The organism is Kitasatospora sp. NPDC059088 (assembly GCF_042738155.1).
Taxonomy (GTDB): domain Bacteria; phylum Actinomycetota; class Actinomycetes; order Streptomycetales; family Streptomycetaceae; genus Kitasatospora.
On sequence record NZ_JBHYGR010000150.1, the window covers coordinates 1 to 22,666 of the forward strand.

Here is a 22,666-nt window from a genome sequence, read left to right on the forward strand (position 1 = left end):
AAGTACGTCCAGTACGAGGCCGACTCGGGCGCACGCCCAGCCGGGCGCCCAACGCCGCGCGCTGATCTGCCAAGATCCGCCGGACAGGCCCTAGACGACGGCGCCGTGGTCCGGGTCCTCCGGCTCGTCCTCGTCGCGGTCCTTCATCCGGGCGACCAGGGTGACGAAGCCGCCGAGGAAGGCGGTGACCCCGACCCAGGCGGGCCAGCCGGAGATCTCCCGCCACACCACCGCGTCGATCAGCAGCAGCGCCGGGCCGCCGAGCACGGCCAGCCAGGCGAACTTGGCGGTGGCGTCGGCGGCCGGCAGCGGCGGGGGCTCCGGCGGGACGAAGTGGCCCTCGTCGGTGTCCTCGGCCAGTTCGAAGTCGCGCGGGCCCGAGGTGGAGGCGGGGAGGACGGGGCGGCCGGAGCGGGGGCGCGGCTGCGGGGCGAGGTCCGAGAGCTCGTCCGGGTCGCTCTGGCCGGCCTTGGGGCCGGCGCCGTCCTTGTGGCCGTCCTTGTAGCCGCCCTTGAGCTCGTTCTGCGCCCGGAGGTTCTCGACCTCGGGCCAGTTGGGGTTGGTGAGGTCCACCGGGTCGTCGAACTGGGCGACCAGGGCCGCGAAGATCGCGTCCTGCTCGGCCTGGCTGCGTTCGGGGGCGCTGCGGCGCGGGCGGGACTCCGCCGCTGCCGTGGTGTCCTCCCCGGCGGGCCCCGGCGCGGCGCCGTCGGCCTCCGTGCCGCCCGCGGCGACGCCGCCGCCCTGGACCGTGCCGTCCCCGTGGACGGTGGCGTTCCCCCCGCCAGCGGCGTCCCCCTGGGCGGTGGCGTCCTTCGGCACACCGTCGGTGCGCGCTCCGTCCGTCCGCGCGCCGTCCTCGCGGGGCTTGTCGTCCCCGCCGCCCGCCGTGCTGCTCTCGTGCACTTCCGGCCCTTCAGCCATGGTGATCGTCGGATTCGGCCCTGTCGGCGCCCGTCGCGTGCGCGGGAGCCAGCCGTCGGATGAAGTCCAGGCTCGCCCCGAATATTTCCGCCGCGTCGTGGTCCAGCGTCGCGACGTGGAAACTGCGCTGGCACAGCCGTTCCGTCACGTCCGTCGAGGATATCCGGGCCAGCACCAGCTCCGAGTTGGCCGGCGAGACCACGTGGTCCTGCGGGCTGTGGAAGAGCAGCACCGGCTGGGTCACCTCGGGCAGCCGCTGCTGGACCTCCTGCCACAGCCGGCTCAGCGACCAGGCGGCGTGCAGCGGCGTCCGGTCGTAGCCGAGCTCCCGGGCGCCGGGCTTGTGGATGTCGTTGGCGATCCCCGGGACGCTCGGGACGAGGTGGCGCAGCACCGGCAGCAGTACCCCGGCGGGGTTGTCCGAGCGCACCGACGGGTTGACCAGCACCAGCCCGGACACCGTCGTGCCGTGCAGCGCGGCCAGCCGCAGCGCCAGCGCGCCGCCCATCGACAGCGCGCAGACGAACACCTGCTCGCACTCCTCGGCGAGGGTCAGCAGCTCGCGCTCGACCGTCGCGTACCAGTCCTCCCACCGGGTGACCTGCATGTCCTGCCAACGGGTCCCGTGGCCCGGCAGCAACGGGAGCGAGACGGTGAACCCGGCCGCCGCCAGTTCCTCGGCCCACGGCCGCAGCGACTGGGGGGACCCGGTGAACCCGTGGCACAGCAGCACCCCGACCGGTCCGCCGCGGTGGCGGTACGGTTCGGCACCGGGCAGCAGCGGCATGGCGGACTCCTTCGCGGGCGGGTGGCGCTGGGGGAGGGGACGCTGGGAGGGGAGCTGCAGGAATCCGCATCGTCCCACGCCCCGCGCCGGGACGTACACCCCCTACGGCGGGCCCGGGCACGGCGGGTGGCCGCGGGGCATTAGGATCGACCGGTCCGCATAACAGGAGGCCCGGGTTGTTCTACCGACTGATGAAGATGATCGTCGCGCCACTGCTTCGGATCTTCTTCCGGCCGTGGATCGAGGGTGAGGAGAACATCCCCACCGAAGGTGCGGCGATCATCGCGAGCAACCACCTTTCCTTCTCGGACTCGTTCTTCTTCCCCGCGCTGATCAAGCGCCGGGTGACCTTCATCGCGAAGGCCGAGTACTTCAACACCCCGGGCCTCAAGGGCCGGTTGACCGCCGCCTTCTTCAAGGGCGTCGGCCAGCTGCCGGTGGACCGCTCGGGCGTGCGCGGCGCCGGCGAGGCCGCGATCCGCAGTGCCATCGCGGTGCTGGACCGCGGCGAGCTGTTCGGCGTCTACCCCGAGGGCACCCGCTCGCCCGACGGCAAGCTGTACCGCGGCAAGGTCGGCGGCCTGGCCCGGGTCGCGCTGGCCACCGGCGCCCCGGTCATCCCGGTCGCCATGATCGACACCGAGAAGGTGCAGCCGCCCGGCCAGGTGGTGCCCAACTTCGGCATCCGCCCGGGCATCCGGATCGGCCGCCCGCTGGACTTCTCCCGCTACCACGGCATGGAGAACGACCGCTTCATCCTCCGTTCGGTGACGGACGAGGTGATGTACGAGATCATGCGGCTCTCCGGCCAGGAGTACGTGGACATCTACGCCACCGCCGCCAAGCGGCAGATCGCCGACGAGAAGAAGAAGGCCGACGCCGAGCGCCGGGCCGCCGCCAAGGCGGAGAAGGCCGAGGCCGAGAAGGCCGCCGAAGCCGAGAAGGCGGCGGAGGCCGGGAAGGCCGGGCAGCAGGACCAGCAGGAGCAGAACGGCACCGGGTCGGCCTGACCGACCCGGTCGGGTCCAGGGGAGGGGCCGGGAGATGGCGGACGGCGCGAGAACGGGTGCCGCGGTGGGCGGCGCGGTGGCGGCGGGCGGCATGTCCGTCGAGCTCCCGCTGTGGAAGGCGATCTCGTACTTCCGGGTGCTGGCCCTCTGCTACGCCCTGCTCCGGTACTTCAACTCGTACCTGCACTTCCTGCACCCGGTCGCGGGCTGGATCTACTTCGGCGCGCTGATTCTTTGGACGCTCGCCAGCACCCGGGCCTTCGCCAACCCGCAGCGCTGCACCTGGTACGTCCTCGGCTTCGACCTCGCCCTGGCCGTGACCGGCATCGTGATGAGCGGGATGACCGACGCCCCGGCCCGGATCAGCCACGGCGCGCCCACCCTGCCGACCATCTGGGCGGCCGGCACCGTCCTCGGCTTCGCCGCCAAGGGCGGCTGGCGTCCGGCGGCGGCGTCCGGCGCGGTGATCGGGGTGGCCAACATCCTCGGCCACGGCGGCCCGACCGGCGACAACGTCCACAACATCGTGCTGCTGCTGGTGGCCGGCTGCGCCATCGGGTACGTGATCGAACTGGCCCGCGCCAGCGAGGCCACCCTCACCCGGGCGCTGCAGGTCGAGGCGGCCACCCGGGAGCGCGAGCGGCTCTCCCGGGACATCCACGACGGTGTGCTCCAGGTGCTCGCGCTGGTCCAGCGCCGGGGCGCCGAGCTGGGCGGGAGCGGCGGCGGAGGTACCGGCGGCGGCACCACCGACTTCGCCGAGCTGGGCCGCCTCGCCGGTGAGCAGGAGCGCGCGCTGCGGGCCCTGATGACCGGCGGCCCGCTGCCGGCCCAGCGGTTGCCGGAGGCGGACCGGGCCGAAGCGGCCGACCCGGCCGGGCCACGCGACCTGACGGCACTGCTACGCGGCCACGCCGACGAGCGGATCACCCTCTCCGCCCCCGGCACCCCGGTGCTGCTGCCCGGCCCGGCGGCGGGCGAGCTCGCCGCGGCGGTCGGGGCGGCCGTCGACAACGTCCGCAAGCACGCGGGGGAGTCGGCCCGGGCCTGGATCCTGGTGGAGGACGAGCCGGAGGCCGTCACGGTCAGCATCCGCGACGACGGCCCGGGCTACGCCCCCGGTCGGCTCGGCGAGGCGGAGCGGGCCGGGCGGCTGGGCGTCTCCCAGTCCATCCGCGGCCGGGTGCTGGACCTCGGCGGCACGGCCGAGCTGTACTCGGCGCCCGGGGAGGGCGTCGAGGTCGAACTGCGCGTTCCGAGGAAGGCCTCTCCATGACCGACCAACCGATGACCGACCGGCCGGCCGCCGGGCCGCAGTCCACCGACCGGCCGGTCCGGGTGATGGTGGTGGACGACCACCCGATGTGGCGGGACGCCGTCTCGCGCGACCTGGCCGAGTCCGGCCTGGACGTGGTGGCCACGGCGGGCGACGGCGAGGAGGCGGTGCGCCGCGCCCGGGCCTGCTCGCCGCAGGTGGTGGTGCTGGACCTCAACCTGCCCGGTCTGTCCGGCGCCGAGGTGTGCCGTCAGGTGGTCGGGCACGACCCGGCGGTCCGGGTGCTGGTGCTGTCGGCGAGCGGCGAGCACCAGGACGTGCTGGAGGCGGTGAAGTCCGGGGCGACCGGGTACCTGGTGAAGTCGGCCGGGCGGGAGGAACTGCTGGACGCGGTGCGCCGTACGGCCGTCGGCGACGCGGTGTTCACGCCGGGCCTGGCCGGGCTGGTGCTCGGCGAGTTCCGCCGGCTGGCCGCCGAACCGGCCCCGTCCTCGGCGCCGGCCGTCCCGCAGCTGACCGCCCGGGAGACCGAGGTGCTGCGGCTGGTGGCCAAGGGCCTGTCGTACCGGCAGATCGCCGACCGGCTGGTGCTGTCGCACCGGACGGTGCAGAACCACGTGCAGAACACCCTGGGCAAGCTGCAGTTGCACAACCGGGTGGAGCTGGTCCGGTACGCGATCGAGCAGGGACTGGACGAGGAGCTGTAGGTCCGGTCCTCGAACTCCCGCCCCGCGGAGGGGAGTTCGAGGACCTGACCGGGGCCGCTCAGCCCCGGACGGCCGCGGCCTCCCGCAGCAGGGCGGCGACGATGCCCACGCCGTCCCGGGTGAGCACCGACTCCGGGTGGAACTGGAGGCCCGCGAAGCCGGGGCCGCGCAGCGCGTGGACGTCGCCGGTGGCGGCGTCCCGGGCCACCTCGACGCCCTCGGCGGCGAGCCGGGCCGCGTCGGCCTCCGAGCAGCGCGCCGTGAAGGTGTTGTAGAAGCCGACCGTCCGTTGGTCGCCGAACAGGTCGATGCTCTCCTGGGCGCCCTGGTAGGGGACGGCCTTGCGGCCCAGGGCGAGCCCGAGTTCGGCGGCGAGCAGCTGGTGGCTGAGGCAGACCGCGAGCAGCGGGGCCGTCCTGGCGCCGGAGCGGACGGCGGCCAGGGCGTCCGCGACGACCGGGCGCAGCACCGCCATCTTGGGGTCGTCGACGAGCGCCGGGTCGCCCGGGCCGGGGCCGAGCACCAGCGGGCCGCGGTGCGCCGCGACCAGTTCGCGCAGGCCCGGCCGGTCGAAGCGGACCACGGTGACCTGGTGGCCGAGTGAGGTCAGCAGGTGGGAGAGCATCGAGGTGAAGGTGTCCTCGCCGTCCACGACGAGGGTCGGCAGGGCCTCGGTGACCCGGGACGGCGCCTGCATCCGCAGCCAGAACGGGGCGAGGCCGGCCCGGCGGGAGTCCAGTGCGGCCTGCACCCGGTGGTCGTCGGCGAGCCGGGGCCCGCCGGGGTGCGGCCGCCGGGCGGGGGCGGGCCGGGCGCCGATCGCGGTGAGCACCCCGGCGGCCTTGGCGTGGGTCTCGGCGACCTCGGACTCGGGGACGGAGTGGCGCACCAGGGTCGCGCCGACCCGGACGACCAGCCGCCCGGTGGCCGGGTCGATGTCGGCGGTGCGGATGCAGATCGGCGAGTCGAGCAGCTGCCCGCCGCTCGCGGAGCGCCCGATCAGGGCGAGCGCGCCGGAGTAGTAGCCGCGCCCGGTGGGCTCGTAGCGGCGGATCACCCGGGTGGCGTTCTGCACCGGGCTGCCGGTGACGGTGGCGGCGAACATCGTCTCGCGCAGCACCTCGCGGACGTCCATCGAGGTGCGGCCGCGCAGCTCGTACTCGGTGTGGGCGAGGTAGGACATCTCCTTGAGCCGGGGGCCGAGCACCTGGCCGCCGAGGTCGCCGACCGTGCACATCATCTTGAGCTCCTCGTCGACCACCATGGTGAGCTCCTCCAGCTCCTTGGGGTCGTGGAGGAAGCGCAGCAGCGAGTCGAGGTCGGAGCCGCCGGCCGGGTAGCGGTAGGTGCCGGAGATCGGGTTCATCACGACGGTGCCGCCGCTCTGCCGGACGTGCACCTCGGGGGAGGCGCCGACCAGGACCCGGTCCCCGGTGTGCACCAGGAAGGTCCAGTACGCGCCGCGCTCCTGCTCCAGCAGCCGGCGGAACAGCGCGAGGGCGAGGGCCGGCCCGAAGTCCTCCAGGGTGGCGTGGAAGTCGCGGCGGATCACGAAGTTGGCGCCCTCGCCGTTGCCGATCTCGTCGTCGATCACCCGGCGGACGATCGCCGCGTACGCCTCGTCGTCCACGTCGAAGGCGCCGCCGGACAGGCGGACCGGCTCCTGCGGCAGGGCGGCGGTGAAGGCGGCCAGCGGCAGGGCGTACTGCTCGGTCACCGCGAGGGCCTGCAGCGGGGTGCCGTCGTCGTGGGCCTCGAAGCCGCGCTCGCGGATCTGCCGGTACGGGACCAGGGCGAGCAGGTCGTGGACCGGTCCGGCGGCGGGGACGCCGGTCCGGACCGGCAGGTCGGCCAGGCGCTGGTAGCTGTCGACGGTGCCCAGCAGCACCTCGACGGTGTCCGGGGCGTGCCGGGGGGTGCGGCGGTGCAGCAGGGCGAAGGCGGGGGCACCGGGGGCGGTGAGGCGGGCGAGCAGCTCGGCGGGGGTGGTCACGAGTACGGCTTCCTTCCGGGGTGGAGGGCGAGGGCGGTGCGGGTTCCGCTCCCGGAGGGCCGTCTGCTCGAAAAGCACGACGGCCGCCCCGAGGGGCGGCCGTCGTGTTCGTCTAGGAACGCGCGATCGGTGGGCCACCCAGGGGGGAGGCCCACCACCAGGAGTGGTTGCGGGGCGCGTGCATGGGTCGAGCGTAGCGGACGGGGCCGTGCGGGTGAGTCCGCTCACGTGAGATGTCCGGGACGTGTCTCACCCATCGGGCAATGGTCACGGAACGCTCGCGGCACCCCGTAGCCTTGCCGTGTGACCGCTACGACTGAGACAACGAGGACTGGCCACTCCTGGCAGTCCCTGCCCGCGGCGCAGCAGCCTGAATGGCCGGACCAAGAGGCTCTGCGCAAGACCCTTGCTGAGCTCGCCTCCTATCCGCCGCTCGTCTTCGCCGGCGAGTGCGACCAGCTGCGCGCCCGGCTCGGCGCCGTGGCACGCGGGGAGGCCTTCCTCCTCCAGGGCGGAGACTGCGCCGAGGCCTTCGACGGCGTGTCGGCGGAGCACATCCGCAACAAGCTGAAGACGCTGCTCCAGATGGCCGCCGTGCTGACGTACGCGGCCTCGGTGCCGGTCGTGAAGGTCGGCCGGATCGCCGGCCAGTACTCCAAGCCGCGCTCGAAGTCGACCGAGACCCGCGACGGCGTGACCCTGCCGGTCTACCGCGGCGACTCGGTGAACGGCTTCGAGTTCACCCCCGAGTCCCGGATCCCGGACCCGGAGCGGCTCAAGCGGATGTACAACGCGTCCGCCGCGACGCTGAACCTGGTGCGCGCCTTCACCACCGGTGGTTACGCCGACCTGCGCCAGGTGCACGCCTGGAACCAGGACTTCGTGCGCAACTCGCCGGCCGGCCAGCGCTACGAGCAGCTCGCCCGGGAGATCGACAACGCCCTGGCGTTCATGAACGCCTGCGGGGTGGCCCCGGAGGAGTTCAAGACCGTCGAGTTCTTCTCCTCGCACGAGGCGCTGGTGCTCGACTACGAGACCGCGCTGACCCGCGTGGACTCGCGCACCGGCGAGCTGTACGACGTCTCCGGCCACATGGTGTGGATCGGCGAGCGCACCCGCCAGCTGGACCACGCGCACATCGAGTTCGCCTCCAAGATCCGCAACCCGATCGGGGTCAAGCTCGGCCCGACCACCTCGGTGGACGAGGCGCTCACCCTGATCGAGAAGCTGGACCCGGAGCGCGAGCCCGGCCGGCTGACCTTCATCACCCGGATGGGCGCGGGCAAGGTCCGCGACCACCTGCCCACCCTGGTGGAGAAGGTCACCGCCTCCGGCGCCAAGCCGGTGTGGATCTGCGACCCGATGCACGGCAACACCTTCGAGGCCTCCAGCGGCCACAAGACCCGCCGCTTCGACGACGTCCTGGACGAGGTCAAGGGCTTCTTCGAGGTGCACCGCGCGCTGGGCACCCACCCGGGCGGCATCCACGTGGAGCTGACCGGCGACGACGTCACCGAGTGCGTCGGCGGCGGCGACGAGGTGCTGGTGGACGACCTGCACCAGCGGTACGAGACGGCCTGCGACCCGCGGCTCAACCGCAGCCAGTCGCTGGACCTGGCGTTCCTGGTGGCGGAGATGTACCGCGGCCAGTAGGTCTGACCAGGGCCGATGTGCCCGCGGATGTGACGAAGGCCCCTCCGGATTCGGGATTCCCGAGCCCGGAGGGGCTTTTTCGTACCCGGATCGCCGGGTAAGGTGAGGCTTAGTGAACTAAGGCAAGCCTTAGTCAAGATCCACTCCGTGCCCCAGCCGGCGCTTCACCCCGGGAGAGACCGCGATGTACGTGTGCATGTGCCATGCGGTCACCGAGGACCAGGTGAAGAAGGCGATCGACGGCGGTGCCAACACCCCGCGCCAGATAGCCAAGGGCTGCAAGGCGGGCACGGACTGCGGGTCCTGCGTGCGCCGGATCCAGGCCCTGCTCGGCGAGCACGGCGCCCGGCCCTGCCCGACCGCCCGGCTGGCCGCGAAGCTCGGCCTCGCCGACCCCGAGGTCCAGGACGTGCCCGCGCCGGCCGCCGCGAAGCCGTCCCCGGTCGCGCCGATGGCGCCGGTCGCCCCGGTACTCCCGCTGCGGGTCGCCTGAGCCGGCCGCGCCCGAGCCCGGGGCGTCGGGCTCAGGACTCCGGCTGCTCGATCAGCTGGGCGAGGTAGAGCGCCTCGCCGAGCTTCTCCAGGAGCTCCAGCTGGGTGTCCAGGTAGTCGATGTGGTGCTCCTCGTCGGCCAGGATGGACTCGAAGATGTTCGCCGAGGTGACGTCGTTCTTGGCCCGCATCACGACGATCCCGCGCTTGAGCCGGTCGATCGCCTCGACCTCGACCTGGCGGTCCGCCTCGAACATCTCCTTGACCGTCTGGCCGATCCGGACGTGGAACAGCCGCTGGTAGTTGGGCAGCCCCTCCAGGAACAGGATCCGGTCGGTGAGCGTCTCGGCGTGCTTCATCTCGTCGAACGACTCGTGCCGGGTGTACTTGGCGAGCTTCGTCCAGCCGAAGTTCTCCTGCATCTTGGCGTGCAGGAAGTACTGGTTGATCGCGGTGAGCTCGGCCGTGAGTTGCTCATTGAGGAACTCGATGACCTCCGGGTCGCCCTGCATGGTGCTGCCTCCCTGCGCTACGTCCTGCGGTGAGTCCTGCGCTGCGCATCCTGGCACCGTATCGGGAGGAATTTCCAGTAAGTTCACACTCACTAGGACATGTGTCGGAATATCCGATTTGGGTGATAAGTGGAGGGCGCACGATCGACCATTGGCCCGTACGGGCGGGGCGTGCACCTGGGCCAAGGGGCGCGCGCCGGGGCTCGTCCGCCGTCTGTCACCATGGAGACATGGGTCAGTCCGAACGAGAACCGCTTCCGCCGTCTGACCCGACCCTCCCCCCGGGACAGCGCGCGCAGCGCGGCTGGCCCGCCCTGCACTACGGGCCGGTGCCCCGCTTCAAGCCGCTGACCTGGGACCTCCAGGTGTTCGGGGCCACCGCCTCGGCCGAGAAGCACAGCTGGGACTTCGCCGCCTTCGCCGCCCTGCCGCGCACCACCGTGGTCGCCGACCTGCACTGCGTCACCAAGTTCTCGATGCTCGGCAACGAGTGGACGGGCGTGCCTGCGGCCCTCCTGCTCGACCTGGTGCCCCCCGCGCCCGGCGTCACCCACGTCATGGTCTGGGCCGAGTACGGCTACAGCGCCAACCTGCGGCTGGCCGACTTCGCCGACCCGCACACCCTGCTCGCCACCCACCGCAACGGCGAGGCGCTGACCGCCGAACACGGCTTCCCGGTGCGCCTGGTGGTGCCGCGGCTGTACGCCTGGAAGGGCCCCAAGTGGGTGCGCGCCGTGGAGTACATGCGGGCCGATCGGCGCGGCTTCTGGGAGGAGCGCGGCTACCACAACCAGGCCGACCCGTGGCGCGAGCAGCGCTACTCCTACCAGGAGGAGCCGGGCGACGGACCGCTCCGCTGAGCGGTGAACCCCGCTAGAACAGCGAGAAGTTGACCGTCACCACGGACTTCTGCGGGCGCCGCTCCCCGGCCGTCGGGGACTGGCCGCTCACCTTGCCCATGCCGAGCGTCCAGTCGGTCGAGGCCTTCATGGTGAAGCCCGCCGCCTGCAGCGCCCTCTGGGCGTCGTCCCGGGCCATCCCGGTGACGTCCGGGACCGGCACCATGCCCTTGCTGACCACCAGCGAGACCGCGGCGTTCTCCGGCAGCTGCTGCCCGGCGGCCGGCGTGCTGCTGATCACCGAGCCCTCCGGCACGGTGTCGTTGTAGGTCTGGGTCACCCCGCCCCTGGTCAGCTGGGCGCCGGCCAGCGCGGCGGCCGCGTCGTCCGCGCTCCTGCCGGTGACGTCCGGCACGGCGATCCGCTTGGGGCCCTTGGAGAGGGTGACCGTCACCGGGTCGCTCTTGCGGGTGCGCGCGCCCACCCCGGGATCGGTGGAGATCACCTGCCCGGCCGGGACGGACTCGCTGAACACCTCGACGAAGCGGCCGTGCATGCCCTCGCCGTCCAGGACCCGCTGCGCCTGCGAGCGGTCCTTGCCGAGCACGCTCGGCACCGAGCCGTACAGCCCCTCGGAGATCCCGTAGGTGACCCCGCCGACCGCCAGCACCAGGGCGGTCAGCGCGGCCGCCCAGAGCAGCGGCTTGCGCGGGAGCCGGCGCGGTCGGCCGGGCCGCCGGGTCCTGACCGGGGTCGGCTCGTCGTACGGGCGGGGCTCGACCAGCAGCTGGTCCATCAGCTCGGCCGGCACCTCCAGCACGCTGGTGCGCTCGGCCGGCGGGGCGTCGGCGGGCCCGGGGAGCGGCTGGATCACCGAGGTCGGCTCGCTGGTCGGGTAGCGCGGGCTGGGGTGGGTGGAGGCCGGCGGCTCGGCGTCCAGCTCCTCCGGGGTGAGCGTGCGGCGGACCCGCTGGAGGGCGGCGAGCAGCTCCACCGCGTCGTACGGGCGGGCGTCGGCGGCCCGGGCGCAGGCGCCGGCCACTATGGCGTCCAGCGCCGGGGCGACGGCGGGGGCGGTCAGCGAGGGGGCGGGGACGTCCTCGTGCAGGTGCTTGTACATGACCTGGACGGGGTTGTCGCCGGTGTGGGGGCGGCGGCCGGTGAGCATCTCGTACAGCAGGATGCCGGCCGCGTAGACGTCCACCCGCTGGTCGGTGGGGGCGTCCGGGAGGATCTGCTCGGGGGCCAGGTAGGAGACCGTGCCCATGACGGTGCCGCCGGTGGCGGTGCTGGTCGAGGTGGGCGCGCCGTCGGCGCTGCCGAGCACCCGGACCAGGCCGAAGTCGGCGACCTTGACCAGGCCGCTCCCGGTGATCAGCACGTTCTCCGGCTTGACGTCCCGGTGGACCAGCCCGGCCCGGTGGGCGGCGCCGAGGGCGGCGAGCACCGGCTCCAGGACGTCCAGCGCGGCCCGGACGGACAGCGCGCCGCGGTCGCGCAGCAGGTCGCGCAGGGTGCGGCCGGGCACGTACTCCATGGCGAGGAAAACGTTTCCGCCGTCCGCGCCCTGGTCGAAGACGTTGACCACGTTGGGGTGGGTGAGCTTGGCGACCGCCTTGGCCTCGCGGATGAAGCGGGCGGTGAAGCCCTCGTCCCCGGCGAGCTGGGGGTGCATCACCTTGAGGGCGACCACCCGGTCCAGCCGGGTGTCGGTGGCCCGGTACACGGTGGACATCCCGCCGGTCGCGATGCGCTGCTCGACCCGGTACCGGTTGTCGAGCACGGTGCCGATCAGGGGGTCGTGCAGTGCCATGTCCACTCGGGGGAGTCTAGTGCGGCGGCCGGGGGCCGGTCCCGGCGGACACCGCCTCCGGGACCGGCTTGTGACATCCGCGACGGGTTCAGAACGCGGGCCGCTCGCGGGTGTCCAGGTCGGCGCGGCCGGCCATCGCGGAGGAGGCCTCGGCGTGGAAGCGGCGCGGGATGCGGCCGGCCCGGTGGGCGAGCCGGCCCGCCTCGGCGGCGTGCCGCATCGCCTCGGCCATCAGCACCGGGTCCTGGGCCCGGGTCACCGCGGAGGCGAGCATCACCGCTGCGCAGCCCAGTTCCATCGCCAGCGCGACGTCGGAGGCGGTCCCGGCGCCCGCGTCCAGGATCACCGGGACGCCCGCACTCTCCACGATCAGCTGGAAGTTGTGCGGGTTGCGGATGCCCAGCCCGGAGCCGATCGGCGAGCCCAGCGGCATGATCGCCGCACAGCCGACGTCCTCCAACTTGCGGGCCAGCACCGGGTCGTCGTTGGTGTACGGGAGCACCGTGAAGCCGTCGTCGACCAGCGTCTCGGCGGCCTCCAGGGTCTCGATCGGGTCCGGCAGCAGGGTCCGCTCGTCGGCGATCACCTCCAGCTTCACCCAGTCCGTGCCGAGCGCCTCGCGGGCCAGCCGGGCGGTCAGCACCGCCTCGCCGGCGGTGAAGCAGCCGGCCGTGTTGGGCAGCACCCGGATGCCGTTGCGGGTCAGCACGTCCAGGACGGAGCCCTGGGTGCTCGCGTTCACCCGGCGCATGGCCACGGTGGTCAGTTCGGTGCCGGAGACGAGCAGGGCGCGCTCCAGGACCTCCAGGCTCGGCGCGCCGCCGGTGCCCATGATGAGCCGGGAGGAGAAGGTCGTCCCGGCGATGGTCAGCAGGTCGTCGGCCATGGTTCAGCCTCCCTGGACGGCGGTCAGGATCTCGATCCGGTCGCCGCTGCCCAGCGTCGTCCCGGGCCACGAACCGCGCGGCACCACGGCCTCGTTGAGGGCGGCGGCGACGCCGGTGTTGGCGGCGCTGACGGTGGCCACCAGTGCGGCGAGGGTGGTGGCGGCGGGCACCCGGCGGGGCTCGCCGTTGACGGTCAGGGCGATCTCGTTCGGGGCGGTCTCGTTCGGGGCGGTCTCGGTCATGCGCAGGCCTTCGCGACGGGGGTTTCGGGGGAGAACCGGGTCGGCGTGAACGGCCGTGCCAGGTCGGGGACTTCGCCGGTCGCCAGGTAGTCGGCGAGCAGGTCGGCGGTGACCGGGGTGAGCAGCACGCCGTTGCGGTAGTGGCCGGTGGCGGCGACCAGTCCGGGTAGTGCGGTCGGGCCCAGCAGCGGGGCGTTGTCCGGCGAGCCGGGGCGCAGCCCGGCGGAGGTCTCGCGCAGCGGGAGTTCGGTGATACCCGGTACCAACTCGTGCGCGTCGCGCAGGAGTTCGTACACCCCGCCGGCGGTGACGGTGGTGTCGTAGCCCTGTTCCTCGGTGGTCGCGCCGATCACCAGCTCGCCGTTCTCCCTGGGGACGAGGTACAGGTGCTGCCCGCGCACCACCGCGCGGACGTTGCGGGACAGGAACGGCCGGTAGGCCTCCGGGACGTGCAGCCGGACGATCTGCCCCTTCACCGGGCGTACCGCGGGCAGTACGCCCTCGGGCAGGCCGGGCAGCCGGTGGCTGTGCGGGCCGGCGGCGAGGACCACCTGCTCGGCGGCCAGGGACTCCCCGTCGTCCAGCCGGGCGCCGACCGCGCGGCCGCCGTCCACCAGCAGCTCGACGGCCTCGGCCCGGTGCAGCCGGACGCCGGCCCGCTCGCAGGCGGCGACCAGGGCGGTGAGCAGCCGGCGCGGATCCACCTGGTGGTCGTCCGCGACGTGCAGGCCGCCGCGCACGCCGGGGGCGAGCATCGGCTCCAGTCGGCGGGCCTCCCGGCCGGTCAGCCAGCTGGAGTCCAGGCCCAGCCGCAGGTGGAAGGCGTGCAGTTCGCGCAGTTCCGCGCGGTCGTCGGAGTCCAGCGCGACGGCGATGGTGCCGCACCGGCGGTAGCCGGTGTCCAGGCCGCCGCTGGCCTCGGTGAGCTCGGCGGCGAAGGACTCGTACCGCCGGTTGGAGGCCGTCCCCAGGTGCAGCAGCGGCTCCTCGCCGTACTGCAGCTCGGTGACCGGGGCGAGCATCCCGGCGGCGACCCCGGCCGCCCCCCGGCCGTGGCCGGGGTCGACCACGATCACGTTCCGCAGCCCGCGTTGCGCGGCGCGCCAGGCGACCGCGAGGCCGATGACGCCCCCGCCGATCACCAGCACGTCGGCGCGGCTGCCCGATGGCATGCGTGACAAAGCTGCTCTTCTCCCTTCGCCGGTATGACCCGGATCAGGTTCGGACGGTCGCAGGCCGTGCCAGCCCGCCTCTCAGCCCGGTCCGCCGGGCTCCCGTGTGGTGCGTCCACCTTAACTCCGGGGATCGGCCCGCCCGAAGGGCCGTGCGAGGCGTGGGACGGGGCCGCCCGCCCGGCTCCGCGGATGAGCGGCTCAGAGCCGGTTCAGCGGCGCTGGGTACAGTGACGGGCGTGGCAGAGCTGAGCGGAACGGATCGGGTGGTCGTCGTCGGGGCCGGGCTGGCCGGGGCGCAGTGCGCCCTGCAGCTGCGGCAGGGCGGCTGGCGGGGGCGGATCGTCCTGGTCGGCGAGGAGCGGCACGCGCCGTACGACCGGCCGCCGCTCTCCAAGGACGTGCTGCTCGGCAAGGCCGACGCCACCACCCTGGACATCGACTACGGGCGGCTCGGCATCGAGCTGCTCACCGGCCGCCGGGCCACCGGGCTCGCCCCCGGCGTGCTGCACACCGACGGCGGGGACCTCCCGTACGACGCGCTGGTGATCGCCACCGGCGCCACCCCGCGCGCCCTGCCCGGAGCCGAGCGCGCCCATCTGCTGCACACCCTGGACGACGCCCTGGCGCTGCGCGCGCTGCTGCGCCCCGGCCGGCGGCTGGTGCTGGTCGGCGCGGGCTGGATCGGTGCCGAGGTGTCCACCGCCGCGCGGCAGGCCGGCTGCGAGGTCACCGTGGTCGAGGCCGGTCCGGCGCCGGTGCCGGGCGCGCTGCCGACCGGGGTCGGCTCGGCGATGGCCGCCTGGTACGCCGAGGCCGGCGTCGACCTGCGCTGCGGGGTCGGGGTGGCCGCCGTCGAGCCGGGGGCGGTGCTGCTGGCCGACGGCTCCCACCTGCCCGCCGACGAGGTGGTGGTCGGCATCGGCGCCCGGCCCGCGACCGGCTGGCTGGCCGGCTCGGGCGTCGAGCTGGACGCCTCCGGCGCGGTCGTGGTGGACGGGCGGCTGCGCACCGGCCTGCCCGGGGTGTTCGCGGCCGGGGACTGCGTCAGCTACCCCTCGGCGCGCTCCGGCGCCCGGCTGGCCGTCCAGCACTGGGACCACGCGCTGCAGTCCGGCTCCGCCGCGGCCGCCGCCGTGCTCGGGGCGGACACGCCGTACGACCCGGTGCCGTACTTCTGGTCCGAGCAGTTCGGGCGGATGGTCCAGTACGCCGGCCGGCACGCCGAGGGCGACGAACTGCTGTGGCGCGGCAGCCCGCAGGAGTCCGCGTGGTCGGTGCTCTGGCTGCGCGACGGGGTGCCGAGCGCGCTGCTGGCCGTGGACCGGCCGCGCGACCTCACCCAGGGCCGGAAGCTGATCGAACGCGGTGCGGTGCTCGACCGGGCGCTCGCCGCGGACCCCTCGGTGGCGCTCAAGGGAGCCGTCGCCGGGTAGCACTTGGTGCGCGGCGGGCCGCGGAGGTGGCAGTCTGGTGGCGTGAGTGAGATCGAAAGCAAGATTGAAGCCCTGGTCACCGAGTGGGTGTACCTGCCCGACATCTCGGAGCAGTGGGGGGTCCGGGTCACCGAAGTGCGTGACCTGGTCAAGAACGGTGGCCTGATCGCCGTCCGGCGCGGGCCGAACAAGTCGCTGCAGGTCCCGGCGGCGTTCATCGACGGCCAGGGGCTGGTCAAGCACCTGTCCGGCACCCTGACCGTCCTGCGGGACTGCGGGTACAACGACGTGGAGATCCTGGAGTGGCTCTTCACCGAGGACCCGTCGCTGCCCGGCAGCCCGATCCAGGCGCTCCGGGAGAACCGCGGCACCGAGGTCAAGCGCCGCGCCCAGGCGATGCTGATCTGATGGCGGCGGACACGCTGCGGGCCCGCCTGGCCGACGCCCGGCTCTACCTGTGCACCGACGCCCGGCGCGAGCAGGGCGACCTGGCCGAGTTCCTGGACGCGGCGCTGGCCGGCGGGGTGGACATCGTCCAGCTCCGTGACAAGGGCCTGGAGGCCAAGCAGGAGCTGGCGGCGCTGGAGGTCTTCGCCGACGCCTGCCGCCGGCACGGCAAGCTGCTGGCCGTCAACGACCGCGCCGACGTCGCCCACGCGGCCCGGCCCGACGTGCTGCACCTCGGCCAGGACGACCTGCCGGTACCGGCCGCCCGGGCGATCCTCGGCGAGGACGTGCTGATCGGCCGCTCCTGCCACGCCGAGTCCGAGGTGGACGCGGCGGTCGCCGAGCCGGGCGTGGACTACTTCTGCACCGGCCCGGTCTGGCCTACCCCGACCAAGCCGGGCCGGCACGCGCCGGGCCTCGGCCTGGTCTCGTACGCGGCGAAGCAGGCCACCGACCGGCCGTGGTTCGCGATCGGCGGGATCGACCTCGGCAACCTGGACGAGGTGCTGGCCGCCGGCGCCCGCCGGATCGTCGTGGTCCGGGCCGTCACGGCGGCCGAGGACCCGCGGGCCGCCGCCGCCGAGCTCGCCCGCCGGGTGCGCGCGGCGTAATGCCACCCGGGGCCGCCGCCGGCGCGGGGGGGCGCCCCCCCCGCGCGCGCGCGCCCACACACCAGCCCGCGGGGGCTCCCCCCCCCCCCCCCGGGCCCCTAGTACTTGCGGACGGTGGCGGCCTCGGCCAGGGCCAGCAGCACCGTGCGGGCCCGCTCGTCGGCGAGCGGTGCCGCCGCCAGCGCGGCCAGCGACTCCCGCATCAGCTCCTCGATCCGGGCCTCCACCAGCTCCGGCGCCCCGCTGCGGGCGACCAGCTCGCGCAGCCCGGCGACCTCCTCGGCGGCCAGGTCCGGTGCGCCGAGCCGGGCGTCCAGGTGCCGCGCGTCGGCCTGCGGCAGGCCCCGCATCGCGTGCGCGACCAGCAGGGTGCGCTTGCCCTCGCGCAGGTCGTCCCCGGCGGGCTTGCCGGTGACGGCCGGGTCGCCGAAGACGCCGAGCAGGTCGTCCCGCAGCTGGAAGGCCTCGCCCAGCGGCAGCCCGAACGCGCCGAGCGCCTCGACCAGCTCCGGCCCGGCCCCGGCCAGCAGGGCGCCGACCTGGAGCGGCCGTTCGATGGTGTACTTCGCCGACTTGTAGTGCAGTACGGTCCGCGCCCGCTCCGGCGCGCCCTCGTCGGCGGAGTCGCCGGCCACCGGCTCCAGCACGTCCAGGTACTGGCCGAGCATGACCTCGGTGCGCATCAGGTCGAACCGCGGCTTGGCGGCCAGCACGGCGGCCGGGTCCAGGCCGGAGCGCAGGAACAGCTCGTCGCACCAGATCAGCAGCAGGTCGCCGAGCAGCACCGCGGCCGAGGCGCCGTACTGCTCGCGGTCGCCGCGCCAGCCGCTGTCCCGGTGCAGCGCCTCGAAGCGGCGGTGCACCGAGGGCAGGCCGCGGCGGGTGTCGCTGCGGTCCATCAGGTCGTCGTGCACCAGGGCGCTGGCCTGGAGCAGCTCCAGGGCGGCGGCCGCGTTGGCGATCCCCTCGCCGTCGGCGGGGCCGCCGGCGGCGCGCCAGCCCCAGTAGCAGAAGCCCGGGCGCAGCCGCTTGCCGCCGTCCAGCAGGAAGTCGCGCAGGGCCTCGGCGGCGGGCACCAGCTGCGGCGAGATCGTGCCGAGCAGCGCCGACTGGCCGTCCATGAACGCGGCGAGGGCCGTGTTGACGCGGGTGCGGACGTCCTCCACGTCCATGGGGTTGGCCGGCCGGGTGCTGGACGAGGTCACGATGATGCTCCGCTGGTTCGCTGGGGTGCAGCAAGCGTAGCGGGGCGGCCGGGAACGGATGTGCGAGCGGGGCCGCCGACGGCGCGCGGGGCGGCCGGTGCGGAAGCGGAGGCCCGTCCACTACTTGTCCCGAATCGTGGGATCGAGTTGTCCGGCCCCTTCGGGGGACGGATAACCTGCCAGCATGGCACTCGGCATCGCTTCCACGAGACCGGACCGCGCACAGACGGTCCGCGAACTCCTGGCGGCCGGAAAGCGCTCCTTCTCCTTCGAGTTCATGCCGCCGCGCACGGAGGTCGGCGAGCAGAAGCTCTGGGACGCCATCCGTCGACTCGAACCGCTGGACCCCAATTTCGTCTGCATGACGTACGGCGCCGGCGGCTCCTCGCGCGAGCGCACCGTCAACATGGTCGGCCGGATCGCCACCGAGACCACGCTCACCCCGGTCGCCCACCTGACCGCGGTGGACCACTCGGTCGCCGAACTGCGCAACATCATCGGCCAGTACGCCGACCAGGGAGTGCGGAACGTCCTCGCGGTCCGGGGCGACCCGCCCGGCGACCCGATGGGCGAGTGGGTCCGTCACCCGGACGGCGTCACCTACGCCTACGAGCTGGTGGAGCTGATCAAGGGCATCGGCGACTTCTGCGTCGGCGTCGCGGCCTCGCCGAACATGCACCCGCGCTCGGCCGACTGGGACGAGGACATCCGGCACTTCGTCGCCAAGGTCCGCTCCGGCGCGGACTACGCGATCACCCAGATGTTCTTCGAGGTCGACGACTACCTGCGCTACCGCGACCGGGTCGCCGCCGCGGGCTGCCCGACCCCGATCATCCCGGAGATCATGCCGGTGACCAACGCCAAGCAGCTGGAGCGCTTCCCGCAGCTCAGCGGCTCGGCCTTCCCGGCGGAGCTGGAGGCCCGGCTGCGGGCCGTCATCGACGACCCGGTGGCGCTGCGCGCGATCGGCATCGAGCACGCCACCACGATGGCCGAGCGGCTGCTCGCCGAGGGCGCGCCCGGCCTGCACTTCATCACGCTCAACCACTCGACGGCGACGCTGGAGATCTACCAGAACCTGGGGCTGCACCAGCGCTGATCACCGCTGTTCACGGGCCCGTCACCGCCGTCCGGTGGCGGGCCCGGTCGTGTGCGGCCGGTGCCGCCGACGGCGGGAACGCGATGCGGTACCCCGGCCGTTGAACCGGTACAGTCGCCGCACACGCGCGGCCGGCGCGGGCACGCGACTGGAGGTAGCGCGCGGATGGGCATCGGATACCTGCTGCTGTACGTCGCGTTGGCGGTGGTGGCGCTCTGGCTGGTCGCCGAGGTGCTGCTGCAGAACCGGGCGCCGGTGCACTGGCGGGCCCTCGCCCTGGCCGGCTTCCTCGGGGTGGCCGTCGGGATGGGCCTCGACTCGGTCGTGGTGATCGGTGCCGGAGCGGCCCTGTTCGCGGTCGGCCAGACCTTCGTCACCCTCTCGGTCAAGAAGGGCTACCAGGCCGGCTGGTCCCTGCGCAACGCCGACGGCAGCCTGCCCGGCCCGCTCGCCAAGGTGCCCCTGCTGGGCGCCCTGACCGGCGGCGCGGCGGTCGCGGCCGCGGCGGCCGAGGAGAAGCGGGTCGGCGAGGTCAGCGCGGTCGAGGAGACCCCGGCCCCGGACACCGCCCCGGCCTCCGCCCCGGTCGCCGAGGACGTCCCGGAGGTCGAGCAGACCGCCGCCTTCGAGATGCGGGAACTGGCCCAGGACGGCGTCTACGCCCCCTCCTACTACGAGCAGCCGCAGGCCCAGCAGCAGCCGCAGCAGCCGCAGGACCCGTACGCCCCGGCCTACCAGCCCGGCTACGAGCAGCAGCAGTGGCAGCAGCCCCAGCAGCAGCCCGCCTACGCCTACGACCAGCAGCAGTCCTACGGCGGCTACCCGCAACAGCAGCAGGACCCGTACGGCGGCTACCAGCAGGCCCAGGACCCGTACGCGGGCTACCAGCAGCAGCACCAGCAGGCCTGGGACCCGAACGCCCAGCAGCAGCACCAGCCGCACGAGCAGCAGCAGTGGCAGCCCCAGCCCGACCAGCACGGCCAGCACGCTCAGGGCGTCCCGCAGCAGCCGGGCTACGACCAGAACTACGGCTACCAGCAGCAGCAGAACACCTGGCACCAGGGCTGACCGGCCCGGCCCGGCGTCACGCCGGGCCGATCAGCCCGGCGGCGATGCAGGCCGACATGCCGGCCCGGGACAGGCCGCCGCCCGGGTGGGCGTTGCCACCGACCAGCAGCAGCCCGGGGACGGGCGACTCGTTGGCGGTGCGCAGCCACCGGCCCGCGGCGCCGGCCAGGGCGGGCCGGGCGACGGCGCCGGCGGGGGCGCCGGTCTCCCGACGGGTGTCCCCGGGCGTGCGCACCACCCGCCACAGGACCCGCTCGCGCAGGCCGAGACCGGCCGCGTCGACGTGGGCGAGCAGCTGGTCGGCGTAGCGGTCGGCGACCCCGGGGGCGGTCCAGTCGAACCCGTCCAGGGCCGGGACCGTCGCGGTCAGCACCACGGACTCGTGGGCGTCGTCGGGGCGCAGCGCCGGGTCGTCCGGGCGCAGCACCTGCACGGTGGGGCGGTCGCACAGCGGGCCGGCGCCGGTCAGCGCGGCCTCCTCCGCCGCCGGGTCGGCCGCGTGCACCACCGTGCGGTGCGCGGTGCCCTCCGGGCGCGCCCCGCGCAGGGCCAGCAGCACGCCGAACCGGCCGGGCACCCCGCGCGGCTCCCACCGCTCGGCCGGCCGCCCGGGCCACTCGGCGAGGCCGTCGCGGTGCAGCGCGCCCGCGTCCATCGCGGAGACCACCAGCTCGGCGTCGATCCGCCCGTCCGCCGTCTCCACCCCGCAGGCCCGGCCGCCCTCGACGAGCACCCGGGTGACCGGGGTGTCGAAGCGGAAGTCGACCTTGCGCAGCTCGCAGCGCCGGAACACGGCGTCGGCCAGGGCCCGCAGGCCGCCCCGGACGTACCAGACGCCGAAGGACTGCTCCATGTACGGCAGCACGGTGGCCCCGGCCGGGGCGTCGCCGGGGGCGAAGCCGTACCGGACGGCGGCCTCGGTGAGCAGCGCGGTCAGCCCGGGGTGGCCGCCGAGCTCGCGGGCGGCCACGTCCCGCAGGGTCCACGGTCGGGGGCGGCGCAGCCGGGCCAGGCCGGTGGGCGGCGGGACGGGGTACGGGTCGGCGCCCAGGAAGGCGTGGTCGGCGGGGAGCGGCTCCTCCAGCAGTGGGCGGCGGGTCGCCTCCCAGACCGTCCGGCCGTTGTTCATCACCGCGCTCCAGCGGGCACCGGAGCCCGCGCCGAAGGCGGTGTCCAGGGCCTGGCCGACGCCGCCGCGGGAGGCGTTGGGCAGGGTGACGACGGTCCCGTCGGGGAACACGTGCCGGCTCTCCGGCTCCACCGGCGCCAGCTCGACCAGCTGCTCCAGCGGCTCCTTGCCGGTCTTGAGCGCGAGGTCGCGGTAGACGGCCGGCAGCGGCAGCAGACCGGGACCGGTGTCGAAGGCGAAGCCGTCGCGCTCGTACCGGCCGACCATGCCGCCGTAACTGCCGCCCGCCTCGCAGACCGTCACCCGGTGACCGATGGTCGCCAGCCTGGAGGCCGCCGCGAGCCCGCTCATACCTGCGCCGATGATGACGATCCGTGCCATGGCACCCGATCCTAGGGCCGACCCGCGTACGCTCCGGACGCGGCCTTGGCGGCCTTGCGCTCGCGGCGGCGGGCCCGGAAGGCGCGGATCCTGCTGACCGCCAGCCAGACCAGCAGCAGACCGGCCAGCAGCAGGACGGCGGAGATCGAGGCGGCCGCCCAGGGGTGGAAGATCGCCAGGGTGACCAGGCCGGCCACCGAGAGGTCCTCGGTCAGGCTGACCACGATGTTGCTGAACGGTTCCGGCGTGGTGTTGACGGCCATCCGCAGCGAGGCCTTCACCAGGTGGGTGACCAGCGCGGTGGTGCCGCCCATCGCCCCGGCCGCGACCTCGCTGAGCGAGCCCGGGTCGGCGCTCGCGATCAGCACGCCGACGACGGCACCGGCGATCGGCCGGATCACGGTGTGCACGGCGTCCCAGACGGTGTCCACGTACGGGATCTTGTCGGCGACCGCCTCCAGCAGGAACAGCACGGCCGCCGCGACCAGCACGTCGGTGCGCTCCAGCGCGTGCGGCACCGACTCCGCGCCGGCGAACCGGCCCAGCAGGCCGAGCAGCAGCACCACCGCGTACGCGTTGATGCCGCTGGCCAGACCGCTGGTGAAGATCAGCGGCAGGACCGTCATCGCGTCCCCCTCCTCGTTCTCGCGGGCCTCGCGACCCCGTCCGGGCCGCCCGGCCCCGCCGTACCGTACCCGGAGCCGGGACGCCCCGGGCCGCCGCCGCGGTTCCGCTCCGGGCCGCCGCGGCCGACTGAGTACGGGTACTCAGTTCCGCGGTTGAGTACGACAGCGGATGGCCTCCGACCTGCTGGGACGGGAGAGTGGTGGCACCCGGGAGGGCGGCGCGTCGGGCGCCGGCCGCCCGGGCGGCGGATCCGTCCGTCCCCGCTGTCCGCCGGGGTGTGCCCGCCGTGCAGGTGGACCACCGAGGGCACCGGCAGCTGGTTGCGGTGCTTGACCACCGCGGCCCGGCCGGAGCGG

At 74.2% G+C, this 22,666-nt stretch carries 22 protein-coding genes and 1 riboswitch; of the genes, 11 read left to right on the forward strand and 11 right to left on the reverse strand.

The features are described from left to right. Positions 1-90: 90 nt before the first annotated feature. On the reverse strand, positions 91-906 hold the full coding sequence (locus tag ACFWXO_RS38970; RefSeq protein WP_380530347.1) for a hypothetical protein: 816 nt from the start codon (positions 904-906) through the stop codon (positions 91-93). Between the two features lie 10 nt (positions 907-916). Continuing rightward, complete coding sequence (locus ACFWXO_RS38975) at positions 917-1,711, reverse strand: alpha/beta hydrolase (RefSeq protein WP_380530350.1); 795 nt, start codon at positions 1,709-1,711, stop codon at positions 917-919. A 176-nt stretch (positions 1,712-1,887) separates the two neighbouring features. Between ACFWXO_RS38975 and ACFWXO_RS38980 the strand changes: the two genes are divergently transcribed. Genes ACFWXO_RS38980 through ACFWXO_RS38990 form a run of 3 tightly spaced genes read left to right on the forward strand, consistent with a single transcriptional unit; the run spans position 1,888 to position 4,704 of the window. Continuing rightward, positions 1,888-2,721, forward strand: a complete 834-nt coding sequence (locus tag ACFWXO_RS38980) for a lysophospholipid acyltransferase family protein (RefSeq protein ID WP_380530353.1) — start codon at positions 1,888-1,890, stop codon at positions 2,719-2,721. A gap of 34 nt (positions 2,722-2,755) precedes the next feature. Then, entirely contained in the window at positions 2,756-3,997 is a 1,242-nt protein-coding gene (gene macS / locus ACFWXO_RS38985) for a MacS family sensor histidine kinase (protein WP_375893269.1), read from the forward strand. After that, entirely contained in the window at positions 3,994-4,704 is a 711-nt protein-coding gene (locus ACFWXO_RS38990; protein WP_375893267.1) for a response regulator, read from the forward strand. Before macS ends, ACFWXO_RS38990 begins: the two co-directional genes overlap by 4 nt. A gap of 58 nt (positions 4,705-4,762) precedes the next feature. On the opposite strand, the gene ACFWXO_RS38995 is transcribed toward ACFWXO_RS38990, so the two are convergent. After that, the gene (locus ACFWXO_RS38995; RefSeq protein WP_380530357.1) at positions 4,763-6,697 is read right to left on the reverse strand and encodes an anthranilate synthase family protein; all 1,935 of its coding nucleotides are present in this window, start codon (positions 6,695-6,697) and stop codon (positions 4,763-4,765) included. Between the two features lie 303 nt (positions 6,698-7,000). Between ACFWXO_RS38995 and ACFWXO_RS39000 the strand changes: the two genes are divergently transcribed. After that, positions 7,001-8,350 (forward strand): class II 3-deoxy-7-phosphoheptulonate synthase, encoded by a 1,350-nt coding sequence (locus ACFWXO_RS39000; protein ID WP_375893264.1) that lies wholly within the window; start codon positions 7,001-7,003, stop codon positions 8,348-8,350. Between the two features lie 184 nt (positions 8,351-8,534). Further along, positions 8,535-8,843 carry a bacterioferritin-associated ferredoxin gene (locus tag ACFWXO_RS39005; RefSeq protein ID WP_375893262.1) on the forward strand — a complete coding sequence of 103 codons (309 nt, stop codon included), beginning with the start codon at positions 8,535-8,537 and terminating at the stop codon, positions 8,841-8,843. Positions 8,844-8,874: 31 nt separating this feature from the next. Here the strand turns inward: ACFWXO_RS39005 and bfr are convergent, their stop codons facing one another. Then, positions 8,875-9,354: a bacterioferritin gene (gene bfr / locus ACFWXO_RS39010; RefSeq protein WP_375893260.1), complete on the reverse strand. Its 480-nt coding sequence runs from the start codon at positions 9,352-9,354 to the stop codon at positions 8,875-8,877. A 230-nt stretch (positions 9,355-9,584) separates the two neighbouring features. Here bfr and ACFWXO_RS39015 point away from each other — a divergent pair, with 230 nt between their 5' ends. Further along, entirely contained in the window at positions 9,585-10,214 is a 630-nt protein-coding gene (locus ACFWXO_RS39015) for a sulfite oxidase-like oxidoreductase (RefSeq protein ID WP_380530361.1), read from the forward strand. A 13-nt stretch (positions 10,215-10,227) separates the two neighbouring features. Here ACFWXO_RS39015 and pknB read toward each other — a convergent pair whose 3' ends face one another. From pknB to thiO, 4 genes are all read right to left on the reverse strand, one after another. Next, entirely contained in the window at positions 10,228-12,006 is a 1,779-nt protein-coding gene (gene pknB / locus ACFWXO_RS39020) for a Stk1 family PASTA domain-containing Ser/Thr kinase (RefSeq protein ID WP_380530364.1), read from the reverse strand. Between the two features lie 88 nt (positions 12,007-12,094). Next, positions 12,095-12,892, reverse strand: coding sequence for a thiazole synthase (locus ACFWXO_RS39025; RefSeq protein WP_375893256.1), 798 nt, complete (start codon positions 12,890-12,892; stop codon positions 12,095-12,097). 3 nt (positions 12,893-12,895) lie between these two features. Continuing rightward, the gene (thiS, locus tag ACFWXO_RS39030) at positions 12,896-13,135 is read right to left on the reverse strand and encodes a sulfur carrier protein ThiS (protein WP_375893254.1); all 240 of its coding nucleotides are present in this window, start codon (positions 13,133-13,135) and stop codon (positions 12,896-12,898) included. Continuing rightward, positions 13,132-14,307 carry a glycine oxidase ThiO gene (thiO, locus tag ACFWXO_RS39035; protein ID WP_375893253.1) on the reverse strand — a complete coding sequence of 392 codons (1,176 nt, stop codon included), beginning with the start codon at positions 14,305-14,307 and terminating at the stop codon, positions 13,132-13,134. Before thiO ends, thiS begins: the two co-directional genes overlap by 4 nt. A 3-nt stretch (positions 14,308-14,310) precedes the next feature. After that, positions 14,311-14,423: riboswitch (TPP riboswitch) on the reverse strand. Between the two features lie 114 nt (positions 14,424-14,537). Here thiO and ACFWXO_RS39040 point away from each other — a divergent pair. From ACFWXO_RS39040 to thiE, 3 genes are read left to right on the forward strand one after another with little or no spacing between them, the layout of a single operon-like run. Further along, positions 14,538-15,743 carry an NAD(P)/FAD-dependent oxidoreductase gene (locus ACFWXO_RS39040; RefSeq protein WP_380530368.1) on the forward strand — a complete coding sequence of 402 codons (1,206 nt, stop codon included), beginning with the start codon at positions 14,538-14,540 and terminating at the stop codon, positions 15,741-15,743. Positions 15,744-15,785: 42 nt separating this feature from the next. Further along, positions 15,786-16,151 (forward strand): Rv2175c family DNA-binding protein, encoded by a 366-nt coding sequence (locus tag ACFWXO_RS39045; protein ID WP_375893249.1) that lies wholly within the window; start codon positions 15,786-15,788, stop codon positions 16,149-16,151. Further along, positions 16,151-16,801 (forward strand): thiamine phosphate synthase, encoded by a 651-nt coding sequence (thiE, locus tag ACFWXO_RS39050; protein ID WP_375893248.1) that lies wholly within the window; start codon positions 16,151-16,153, stop codon positions 16,799-16,801. The genes ACFWXO_RS39045 and thiE overlap by 1 nt, the downstream gene beginning before the upstream one ends. A gap of 98 nt (positions 16,802-16,899) precedes the next feature. Here thiE and ACFWXO_RS39055 read toward each other — a convergent pair whose 3' ends face one another. Next, on the reverse strand, positions 16,900-18,006 hold the full coding sequence (locus ACFWXO_RS39055) for a polyprenyl synthetase family protein (protein WP_380405877.1): 1,107 nt from the start codon (positions 18,004-18,006) through the stop codon (positions 16,900-16,902). A gap of 184 nt (positions 18,007-18,190) precedes the next feature. Here ACFWXO_RS39055 and metF point away from each other — a divergent pair, with 184 nt between their 5' ends. Both metF and ACFWXO_RS39065 read left to right on the forward strand, forming a co-directional pair. Further along, a complete protein-coding gene (gene metF, locus ACFWXO_RS39060) occupies positions 18,191-19,105 on the forward strand; it encodes a methylenetetrahydrofolate reductase [NAD(P)H] (protein ID WP_375893245.1) in 915 nt (304 codons plus the stop codon). A gap of 165 nt (positions 19,106-19,270) precedes the next feature. Next, entirely contained in the window at positions 19,271-20,173 is a 903-nt protein-coding gene (locus tag ACFWXO_RS39065; protein WP_380530374.1) for a hypothetical protein, read from the forward strand. Between the two features lie 16 nt (positions 20,174-20,189). Here ACFWXO_RS39065 and ACFWXO_RS39070 read toward each other — a convergent pair whose 3' ends face one another. Further along, positions 20,190-21,683, reverse strand: a complete 1,494-nt coding sequence (locus tag ACFWXO_RS39070) for a phytoene desaturase family protein (protein WP_380530376.1) — start codon at positions 21,681-21,683, stop codon at positions 20,190-20,192. 11 nt (positions 21,684-21,694) lie between these two features. Further along, positions 21,695-22,309, reverse strand: coding sequence for a DUF4126 domain-containing protein (locus ACFWXO_RS39075; protein ID WP_380530379.1), 615 nt, complete (start codon positions 22,307-22,309; stop codon positions 21,695-21,697). Positions 22,310-22,666 lie beyond the last annotated feature (357 nt).